At 50.0% G+C, this 9,941-nt stretch carries 9 protein-coding genes and 1 pseudogene; all 10 read right to left on the reverse strand.

Going from position 1 to position 9,941, the window contains the following annotated elements:
• Positions 1-50 precede the first annotated feature (50 nt).
• Positions 51-1,080, reverse strand: a pseudogene (locus XI25_RS10615) (galactose ABC transporter substrate-binding protein).
• A 175-nt stretch (positions 1,081-1,255) separates the two neighbouring features.
• Complete coding sequence (locus tag XI25_RS10620) at positions 1,256-2,221, reverse strand: substrate-binding domain-containing protein (protein WP_082112319.1); 966 nt, start codon at positions 2,219-2,221, stop codon at positions 1,256-1,258.
• Complete coding sequence (locus tag XI25_RS36215) at positions 2,218-3,327, reverse strand: sensor histidine kinase (RefSeq protein WP_327204763.1); 1,110 nt, start codon at positions 3,325-3,327, stop codon at positions 2,218-2,220. Before XI25_RS36215 ends, XI25_RS10620 begins: the two co-directional genes overlap by 4 nt.
• Positions 3,254-4,027 carry a cache domain-containing protein gene (locus tag XI25_RS36220; RefSeq protein WP_327204764.1) on the reverse strand — a complete coding sequence of 258 codons (774 nt, stop codon included), beginning with the start codon at positions 4,025-4,027 and terminating at the stop codon, positions 3,254-3,256. Before XI25_RS36220 ends, XI25_RS36215 begins: the two co-directional genes overlap by 74 nt.
• A 6-nt stretch (positions 4,028-4,033) precedes the next feature.
• Positions 4,034-5,680 (reverse strand): response regulator, encoded by a 1,647-nt coding sequence (locus XI25_RS10630; RefSeq protein ID WP_046678568.1) that lies wholly within the window; start codon positions 5,678-5,680, stop codon positions 4,034-4,036.
• A gap of 223 nt (positions 5,681-5,903) precedes the next feature.
• Positions 5,904-6,359 carry a GNAT family N-acetyltransferase gene (locus XI25_RS10635; protein ID WP_235439816.1) on the reverse strand — a complete coding sequence of 152 codons (456 nt, stop codon included), beginning with the start codon at positions 6,357-6,359 and terminating at the stop codon, positions 5,904-5,906.
• A 262-nt stretch (positions 6,360-6,621) separates the two neighbouring features.
• Complete coding sequence (locus XI25_RS10640) at positions 6,622-8,253, reverse strand: FtsX-like permease family protein (RefSeq protein ID WP_327204765.1); 1,632 nt, start codon at positions 8,251-8,253, stop codon at positions 6,622-6,624.
• 123 nt (positions 8,254-8,376) lie between these two features.
• Positions 8,377-9,078: an ABC transporter ATP-binding protein gene (locus XI25_RS10650; RefSeq protein WP_046678572.1), complete on the reverse strand. Its 702-nt coding sequence runs from the start codon at positions 9,076-9,078 to the stop codon at positions 8,377-8,379.
• 16 nt (positions 9,079-9,094) lie between these two features.
• Entirely contained in the window at positions 9,095-9,424 is a 330-nt protein-coding gene (locus XI25_RS10655; protein WP_046678573.1) for a hypothetical protein, read from the reverse strand.
• Positions 9,411-9,590, reverse strand: coding sequence for a helix-turn-helix domain-containing protein (locus tag XI25_RS36820; protein WP_442950377.1), 180 nt, complete (start codon positions 9,588-9,590; stop codon positions 9,411-9,413). Before XI25_RS36820 ends, XI25_RS10655 begins: the two co-directional genes overlap by 14 nt.
• Between the last annotated feature and the right edge of the window lie 351 nt (positions 9,591-9,941).

The following is a 9,941-nucleotide window of genomic DNA, read 5'->3' on the forward strand; positions in this document are numbered from 1 at the left end:
ATAAAGGAGCAGACTGCCGTCCGCTCCCGCCTGCAATTTTAAGAAAGGCCTTATTTAGCTTCATCCATGTTGTCTTTCGTAATTTTTTTTATAGGAGATCCAAATGTATTGATTATCCGTGATTTCATAGCCCACGTTTTCCATGGTCGGCGATTCGCCTTTGGCCAGCAAAGAAGCCAGCACGACGGAGGCTTTCCCCTGATTGGCGGCATCGTTCAAAACCGTTCCAAGCAGGGTCCCTTCCTTGAGCGCTTCGAGAGCCGGAGCGGTTGCATCCACGCCCACGACCGGCATCGTTTTATCGCCTTTGAAATAGCCCGCCGCTTTCAGTGCCTCGATTGCTCCGAGCGCCATGTCGTCGTTGTTCGCCAGCACGGCTTCGATTTTATCCCCATGGGCTGACAGGAAGGCAGCCATCTTCTCCTGGCCTTTGACGCGGTCCCACATGCCTGTATCCTCGGCGACTTTTTCCACCTTGATGCCTGCGTTAACGATGGCATCCACGGAAAACTTCGTGCGAAGCTCCGCGTCCTGATGACCCGGCTCGCCCATCAGCATCACGTACTGCAGAACGCCGTCCCCGTTCTTATCGGCCTTCGGATTGGCTTTCCAATAATCGGCGATCAGTTCGCCGGACATCGTTCCCGATTCCGCTGCTTTCGCGCCAACGTAGTAAACCTTCTCCCATTTCTTCATATCTTCCGGCAGCGGCTCGCGGTTCAGGAACACGACGGGCGTATCCGCCGCTTTAGCTTTATCGATAATGACTCCCGCAGCCGTCCGGTCGACCGGGTTGATCACCAGAGCATCCGATTTTTTGCTGATGAACAAATCAATTTTGTCGTTTTGGGTCGGCTGGGAGTTTTGGCTGTCCACGATATCGACGGAAGCGACCCCTTCGGCATTCTCTTTGATGGAATTCCGGACGCCGGTCATAAAGGTGTCGTCGAATTTATAAATCGCGACTCCGACCTTCGGGTCTTTGTCCCCGCTTCCTTCCTTGCTTCCCGTGCCGGAACAGCCGGCAAGCGCGCCCCCGAGCAGAGCTCCGGCGAGCAGTACGGATGTTGCTTTTTTCATCATGCAGACCTCCTGTTTATCTTTTCAATTATCAGACCGGAATTTGTTTACGCTTTCATTATTGCGGATTCCACTTCGCTTCTTAATACAAAATTCTCATCAGTTCTATAAAAATTCTCATGTGTTTATGTTCTTCATTTAAAAACGGAATGCTTCAGAAGCACTCCGCTTTCGATTATCGGACAAATGGGAATAGCTGTTTCTGGTTCTCGGGCCACAGCATGTTGACCAGATCGATCATTTTGGTCGGCGTTTCCACCATTTCCGGAACTTTATTGCCTTTTAGCGCTTCAACCGCATGCTGCACAGCCAAATACCCGTTGCTGAAGGGGTTCTGGATCAGCGTGGCCTGAACGATCCCATCCTGGAGCAGGCCGATGATTTCAGGAGTACTGTCAAAGGTGACCAGCTTGACTTTGCCGCCGAGCCCAAGATCCTTGACCTCCCGGGCCGCCCCCACGGAGGAAACGCTGTTCAATGTGATGATTCCGTCCAAATCATGGGTTCGGATCATTCTCCTTGTAATGCTGGATGCCAAGTCCTCATCGGAACCGGAATAACCGATCTCCATCAGTTCGATACCGGGAAAACGGGCGATATAATCCGTCAGCCCCTCAAGGCGTTCCTCCTCGTCATAAGCTCCTTTTACAAAGCTTACGACACCGATTTTTCCGGTACCGCCAAGCAGCTTGACCATCCGTTCCGCCACTTTCTGCCCCGCTTCGTAGTTATTCGCTCCAATTCGGGTTTCCACTCTGGCCGAGGCCACGTTCGCGTCCAAGGATATAACCGGGATTCCGTTATATGCCGCTTTATCCGCCGCTTGCCCAAGCTCCATATAATCGCTGGCAGCCAGCACGATCGCGTCAGTCTGCCGCTCGATGGCGTTCTCCACCATCTCGATCTGTCCTTCAATGTCGTCCTCGTTGGCCGGCGCATCGAAACGCAGCTCCACGTCAAATTCCTTTGCCGCGACTTGCGCGCCCATTTTCACGGTTTTCCAGTATTCCCCGCGATTCATCTTGACGATCATATCGATGCGTCGAGTGCCTTGCTTCTGGCTATCCGGCGCATCTCCGGAACAGCCGGTTATGCCCAGAAACATGACGGCAGCCAATATGTTGGCTATTGATCGTTTCATGAAGAAAGCCTCCTCTCCGCCGGACCGGTGTCCAGTTGCACGGGGAGGGTCACCGTAACGGTGGTTCCCTCTTCCCTCTCGCTCTCAAAAGCAAGCCCGTAAGCCTGGCCGTAAGCCAGACGAATACGCTCTTGGACGTTTTGAACGCCCACCCCCGATCCTCTCTTGCTGTCCGGGCAACCGTTCAATACAGACACCAGCTTTTCGGGCGACATTCCCAAACCGTTATCCGTTATCATGATTTGAACATTCCCCTCAACTCGACGCGCCTCGATACGTATCATGCCGGGCCCATACAATTCCTCCAGACCGTGCACAATCGCATTTTCAACCAAAGGCTGCAGGATCAGCTTTAAGGTCAGGCAGTCCAGCACCTGCTCCTCCGCATCAATGGTGAATCGAAACTTGTTCTTGTAGCGGATGTTCTGGATAATCAGATAATTGCGGACATGCTCCAGCTCTTCGCGCACCGTAATAATATGACTGCCTTTGCTAAGGCTGATCCGGAACAGCTTGGACAATGAGGTAATGGTCTTGACAACCTCTTCATTCCTCCCGCTTTCCGCAAGCCGTATAACGGAATTCAGCGTGTTGTACAAAAAATGCGGATTGATCTGGGCCTGCAGAACATCCAGTTCGCTTTTCCGCTTGGCCTCCTGCTCCCGGATGATCTGCTGCATCAGCTCCCGGATCCGCTGCACCATCAAGTTGAAACGATGGGACACACGCTCCACCTCCACAAAACCCTGCACGTCTACCGACGATGAGAAATCGCCCCGTTCCACCTTTTTCACCGATTTTTCAAGACGGCGGATCGGCTTGGAGATTTTGGCGGATACGAAAACGGAAATGACCACCACAAAAGCGAGCACCACCGCAAGAAACCAAATCAGGAACTCTCCCAGATCCCTCTTGGTCGTCACGATTTCATCCGGGTAGGCCACGCCGACAATCTTCCAGCGGATGGGGCGAACCGACCGGACCGTGATGTATCGCTCTTCCCCAGTCGAATGGTCGGTATAACTGCCGAAACTATAGTTTAGAGCGGTCTCCAAGTTTTCGTACTTCAAGCCGGCGTGGATCAACTGCTGCTGTGGATGATACACGATATTGCCAACCGAATCCGTGATGTAGGCATAGCCTTTTTTTGCCGAGGCTTACGCGGGAGCTGAGCTCGTCAATCGTACGAAAATTAATGTCCACCAGGAGCACTCCCGTTTTCTTTTGACCTTGGGATGTATATGTGACCGTTTTGCTCATGGACACGACCCATTTGTACTGCCCCGCGTACAGATTTTGGATATGAGGGGCCGAAATCAGCCATTTTCCCGGCTCCCTCACGGATGTCTCAAACCAGCTTTGGGAGGTTAGCCCGGTATTGCGCATCATCGGAAGCTCAGGCACGTGAATGACAGGTTCGCCTTTCGGGGTGAAAAGAGCAATCGACACCAGATCCTCCCTCGTTTGCAGCAGGGTGGACAACTGCCCGTAAAGAGGGCCGTCTCCGACTTCAAGTGCGCTGTCGAACTGTTCTTCCACCACGGCGTAAATATCCTGCATGCCTTTTACGTAAGTTTCCAGATTGCTCTTTACCTGATCGATAATTTGCTGAATATTCAAATAAGCATTGTCTTCGGCGGTCCTGGAAAATTTATCGTACAACAGAAAACTGACGGCAAGCACAACCAGCATCGTGACGATGGAAAAAAGAAAGGTGATCATGACCTGAATGCTCCTCAGGCGGATTGCCATCAGGTCGCACAGCCTTTTTTTCCAATAAAACAAACCATTTTCGTCCCGCTTCATCCGGCTCTACCCCTCTCCCGACAAGCGGTACTCTTTCGGGGACAGGCCAAACTTCTTCCGAAAGCAGAAGCTGAAATAATTCGGATCCGAAAATCCGGTTTTTTCCGCAATTTCAAAAGCCTTTAACTCCGTTGTCCGCAGCAGCTTTTTGGCCGCCTCCAATCGCACAAACATCAAATAGGTAACAAACGTCATTCCCGTTTCCTTTTTAAAAATGGTGCTGAAATAGCCCGTGCTGATATGCAGCTGTCTGCAAACTTCCCCGATGGACAGCTCATTGTCCGCGTAATGCCTTTGCACATACGCCTTGGCATCTTCCACCGAGGAGCGGGTACTTGAAGTTCGGCCGCTTTCAAATTTGCAGGCTAGTTGTGCACATATGTCCTTCAGCCGTTCCTTTAAATGTTCCGGTCCCGTAAAAGAGGAAAATTCGGACAGCGGATTGCTGCCTGGACCGAACAGTTCCTGCGGGTCGGTTCCGCTCTCCTTGGCGAGCCGGAGAACCACCGCCATCAGTTCAAGCCAATAAATCTGGTAGTCCTGGATGGAGGCTGTTACCGATTTATGTTGATCAAACAGTTCTTCAACCACGCGCGAGCGTTCCTCCCCGGTTCCTACCTTAATGCCGCGAATCAGCTGTTGTTCCATGAAACCGTCCAAACTCAGCCTCTCCCGCCGCGCACCTGATGTTTCGACGTCGTGGATCCAGATAACCTTGCCGCCTCCCATAACAAGCCGGTAGTCCAGGGCCTGCCTCGCATCCCGATAAGATTGATGCAAACGGCTTACTTCCTCCATCACGGACCCCACGCCGATCGTGATGCTCCGATGGAGAAAACGCACCACCTTGTCGCGAATCAATTCCAGCAGCCGCAGCGTTCTTCGGGGGACTTCATCCGTGTCGCGAAGACGGCAGGCAATCAGGGCAATGTCCTCTCCTGCCATAAACACCAAATGATCCGGCGTATCGGCACACAGCTCCTCCGCAATGTTGCGTACGGCAAACAGCTGCAAGCTCCGGCTTTCCCGGCCAGTCCCAAGAATCGAGGCCTGCTGATGCCCCGGAGGATCAACCTGAACCGGAGCATCAAGAGAGATCACCGAAGCCAGATACGGTCCCTCCGTCAGATCCATTCCGAGCGTGTCCCGCTTTTCCCGGATATCCTTCTTCGAAATGCGGCCGGATACCAGTTCGGCCAGAAACAGCTCTCTTAAAACAGGCAGGCTTCTTTGGTAATGCTCCCGCAGCAGCTGGATATTTTCCTTTTCAACGGTTTCCAGTTCGATTTGTTCTTTCACTTTCCGCAGTATATCAACCAACTCCCCGGCGGAAAACGGTTTCAGGACATATTCGTCGATCTGCAGCCTTATCGCCCGGCGGGCATATTCAAACTCGTCATAGCCCGTTAAAATAATGATTTTTGTCAAGGGATACGTCTCCCTGACCCATTCGGCAAGCTGAAGGCCGTCCATAAAAGGCATATGGATATCCGTCACGACGACGTCCGGCCGACTCTTTTCGATCATCTCCATGGCTTCGCGCCCGTTCTCCGCCCGATCCGTGACCAGAAATCCGTTTCCTTCCCAGTCGATCTGCCGGATCAGCCCCTCTCTGACATCCTCTTCGTCATCGACCAATATCAGCTTTAGCATATTTTTTCTTCCTTTACTTGTTTTTCAGCCCGGAAATCCCGCTGCCAACACCAGGATGTAACCGATTTCCATAAAAAGGCTTGTCTGGATTGTATATCAATCCCCGATTCACTGTAAACAAGCAGAAACGACTTCGTCTTCCCTCTAATGGACGATAGCGTATCTCATATTTTAAAAGAAAAACCCGGCCCCAAATGGGACCGGGTGGAGAAAAAGCGGCGGTTTACAGATGCTTTATAAACTGATAACCCGCTTTTTCAAATCCGATATGTTCGAAAAATGCATGTGCCGGGGCCAAACCTTCCCGGTTGCCGCTTTTGAGAAACAAGAGGTTGCTTCCCTGCTGTTTTCCCCAGTTCTCTCCGCTGCGAACCAATCGTTTACCGATGCCTTGGCTGCAGCAGCTTGAGGTAACAATCAACGAAGTAATTTGAGTGGCCGTTTCGGCCTTTACGAAGGATTTAACTTGACGAAGCATAATCATGCCGATGACCTTCCCGTCCAGCTCCGCAATCAAATTGCAGTACAGCGGGTTGGCCGCCATCGTCTCCATCCGTTCACGCATCACATTCAGCGTCGTGGGATAATTCAATTCGCGCATCAGGGACGTGACAGACTCCAAATCTTTCTCCTCAAACGTTCGAATCAGCAGTGCAGGCGCAGACAAAACGCTTTCCATGCTCATTATACCCTCATGCTTCCCTTCTACTATAATATGATATTAACTCTCCACATCCTCTATTTTCCCGGTTTCTGAATCAGATTGCAAGTATAAAGCGACAAATTTCTGCTTAATTAGCCAAGTTTCCTATCGCTAATTATTTCCTCTAACCTCAGGTTTCGTGGTTCAAGTCTTATCCTGGTCGTCATATCCGTTGGACTGCATCCTTGGTATTATGGCTTCGAGCCTTCGCTCAGTGCCATGTCCCTGGCCGGGGAGGTTATTGCATATGCGCATGAATCGTTTCCTTGCGGATGATTGTCCTGATTTTGGCCGTAAATGCCGCTTTTGCAACGGCATAAATGATTTGCATCACCACAAATATAGCCACCACAATGAAAACGTTCGTTTGAAATGGCATATAATCGCCCGTTTGCATGGACAGGCTTCTCTGGATTTGCCGACATATAACGATACCCGGGTACAGCATGAGCAGGAACGCGGCAGCGATAATCGGCCCGAACACGCCAATGAGCATGTTATTGATTTCTTTCGGCCGGTATCCCAATAAGCTTAAAATTAAAATTTCCCGGGTACTGTCCTGGAAATTCAGAAGCAGTACCAAATAGATTAAAATACCTCCCGCAATGCAGCCGAGCAGTTGGTTGATCACCGCGCTCATCCGGTTCGAAACCGCCGCTTTGTCCAGGGCAAACAGCCGCTCCTCTTCGGTTATGACCCGTCCGCTCGGAACGGAGTGCACATCGTTGCTTAACAATCCGTTATACGATGATTTCTCTACATTCATCCATTCGGCCAATTGCTCTTTATTCATATAAATACGATTCGATTCCGCGTTTGCCGCCACGTCGGAGACGATCGCCGAATAGCGCTTGTTTGAGACATTTAGGGTGACCGTATCCCCTTTCTTGACTCCATAGATCTCCTCAAGGCCGGGGCCGATCCAGATTTCATTGCCTTGGGGCTTAGATAAGCGTTGACCGTTTTGATTGTATAGCGTTAATAAATCTCCACCGTCCGTCAAACCGATCAATTGCTGCCGAACAGGCTCCTTGCGGTTGCTCGTCATAACGGATGCCGAAGTCTCAAGGTACAAAACTGAACCTGCATACGCCCCTACGTCTTGACCAAGCGCGTTCAATTTCACGTCAAAGGAATAATGACGGCCATTCGTCTGCGATTCATAAACTTTATTGCTGCTTAAATAGAGTGAAATGCTCATGATAAAAAGAGTGACGCTGACCCCGACGGCAATCACGCTCAAAACAAGCGTCGCCGGTTTACGGAAAACGATTCGCACGGGGAACCGTTTGCTTTCCGGCATGGCCGCAGAAATCCGGTCGGCAATTCGAACCAGCAGCGCCGATTCTTTTCTTCTCAGCGTTCCTTTGATCAGCAAGGCCGGCTCTTTTTTGAAAAACACTTTGCAAGAATGGGCGGTTGTCAAACCAGCCGCCAATATAACCGGAATTACGCCGATAAAGAAACTGCTTGTTTGAATGCCCTTTTTCACATCCGATATGCCGTAGGAAGCGGTATACGCATCCAACAACACGCCCGACAGCATCCAGCCGAACAGCATGCCCGTCAATGCGGCAGAGGCGGACAAAGCAATCGTGAGATATAGATAAACCCGTGCAATGGTCAAATCCGCAAATCCCAAGGCTTGAAAGCAGCCCATTTTTTGCAAATGCCGTTTAAAATAAAACGTGTAGAATAGATGCACCACAAAAGCGCTCAGCATTAAAAAGCATAATAAAAAACGTCCATGCGAGAGCCCCGTTGGCCTGCAGGCCCGTAAGAAAATCGCTCTGATTCTTCGAAAGCGTCCTGCCGGACCGAACCAGTTCCTGCAAGCCGTCCCTATTGCTATCGATCGAAAACTGGACAAAGAAATACATGAATGAAGTCAACGACATGAAAAGATAGAGCAGAATGATGTAACTTCTATTATTCAACAGGCTCTTATAAACTTCCTTATACAGATACTTCATGGTTCCCTTCGTTCCCGACATCATGGCCCCCAGCTCATTTCATCCGCGCTGATCGGCGCTTCATTCCACTGGTCTTTATGGACGAGCCCATCCTTCATCGTGATAATGCGTTCGGCCGTATCGGCGATTTTCAAATTATGGGTAACGAAAATAACGGTGATTCCGTATTGTTTTTTTACCTCATGCAGCAATTTCACAACCCTTTTGCTGTTCCCCTCGTCCAGCGCCCCCGTGGCTTCGTCGCAAAATAAAACCGCCGGCTTCTTGATAATGGCTCTGGCTATGGAGGTCCGCTGCTGCTGTCCGCCGGATAATTGCGAGGGGAACTTGTCCAGAATATCCTCGATCCCCAATAAAGCGATAACCTCGCGAAAAGGCAATGAACTTCGGTCTTGCGCGATTCCGATCCGAATGTTTTCGGCAACGGTCAAGTTCGGCAGCAGCAGGTAATCTTGAAAGATGGTGCTGATTTCATTCCGTTTTAAGTATGACATCCGCTCATTGTCCAGGGAGGTAATCTCCGTTTCGCGATAGTAGATCCTGCCTGTCGTCGGCTTTAACAAGCCGGACATGATATTCAGCAAGGTCGTCTTCCCGGACCCGCTGGCTCCAAGTATAGCGTTAAACGTATGGGAGGTTACCGAAAGATTCACCCCATTCAAAACCGTCTCGTTATCGCTGAATTTTTTGGTGACTTCCTCCGCCCTTATAATTGGATTCATTAGGCATACCTCCCCTTCAGGCTTTGACCAGCATGTTCATGATCAGGCCCGTTTGTTCTTCTATCAGCTTTGGCGGGACGGATGTGCCCATCGCCAGCGTATTTAACCCTTCAAGCACGAGCACGATATGCCTTGCCGTTTGTTCCGTGTCCAGCGGAACGATTTCCCCTCTGTCGATCCCGTAAGCAAGCGTTTGGGACACAAGGGCAACCGCGCCATTGAAGTAATCTTTTAATAGGTCAGCGGCCAGATCGTTTTTTTGAGACAAGAAATACTCGTAGACGGCGATCCGAATGCTTCCTTGCATGTTGACCATTTCCGTTTTTTGTTTTTCAAAAAAATTCATGAAATATGTCAGTCGCACTTATCCTGTTACTCATCCCTTCCAAAAAGAAGGAAACGTCGTTTCCTTTTTGCCCGGATAGCAGCTCCTCGAAAATTTCCCGGGTTGAACCGAAATATTTGTATAAACCGCCGCGGCTTATTCCGCATTCTTCAACGATGTCTTTCATCGTGACCGAGGTGTAACCTTTTCTCGCAAATACCTGCTCCGCTTTTTTCAAAATATAGTTCTTTTTTTTCTTCCCCTTTTTGCCCCATAATCGAAAATCCTCCTGCCGATTAACAATTCAAAACATGACACAGATGTCACTTTTTTGATTATACGACACACGTGTCACTTTTTCAAGCGCATGGCTCAGGATAACCGATCCGGTTTTCAATAAGAAAAAACGTCTATCGACGTACTTTCTCAGAAGACAGACCGCATTTAGCAGAAGTTTTTCTTGCGAGATCAGGATGGCAAACCTCTGTAGTTTATACGTTCTTATCTCTTAAAAAAAAACGCCTTGGACGTACTTTCT

The organism is Paenibacillus sp. DMB20, assembly GCF_000987955.1.
Classification (GTDB): Bacteria; Bacillota; Bacilli; order Paenibacillales; family Paenibacillaceae; genus Paenibacillus_AQ.